Here is a 607-nt window from a genome sequence, read left to right on the forward strand (position 1 = left end):
ATCGTTGAAAGCCGATCCGGTGAGGTTCTCGATCGAGCTGTAGGTGTCGCCGGCGGCATCGCCCTTGTTGTTGGCGGGCTTCGTCAGGTCCGCCACGACGGCAGCCGTCGCATTCGCATAGCTCGCCGTATCGCTGCCGCCGCCGCCGTAGAGCTTGTCGGCGCCTGCGCCGCCGGTCAGCACGTTGTCGCCGCCATTGCCCACCAGCGTGTCGTTGAAGGCGGATCCGGTGAGGTTTTCGATCGAGCTGTAGGTGTCGCCGGCAGCAAAGCCCGTATTGTTGGCGGGCTTCGAGAAATCGGCCACGACGCCCGTCGTTGCATCGGCGTAGCTCGCGGTGTCGCTGCCGCCGCCGCCGTAGAGCTTGTCAGCGCCTGCGCCGCCGGTCAGCACGTTGTCGCCGCCATTGCCCGCCAGCGTGTCGTTGAAGGCGGATCCGGTGAGGTTTTCGATCGAGCTGTAGCTGTCGCCGGCGGCATCGCCCTTGTTGTTGGAGGGCTTGGAGAAATCGGCCACGACGCCCGCCGTCGCATTCGCATAGCTGGCCGTGTCGCTGCCGCCGCCGCCATAGAGCTTGTCGGCGCCTGCGCCGCCGGTCAGCACGTTG

General features: G+C 66.7%; 1 pseudogene. It reads right to left on the bottom strand.

The features are described from left to right. A pseudogene (locus tag ASG03_RS22145) lies at nucleotides 1–603 on the bottom strand (calcium-binding protein); the annotation flags it as partial. Nucleotides 604–607 lie beyond the last annotated feature (4 nt).

This window comes from Rhizobium sp. Leaf341, from assembly GCF_001424325.1.
GTDB lineage: Bacteria > Pseudomonadota > Alphaproteobacteria > Rhizobiales > Rhizobiaceae > Ferranicluibacter.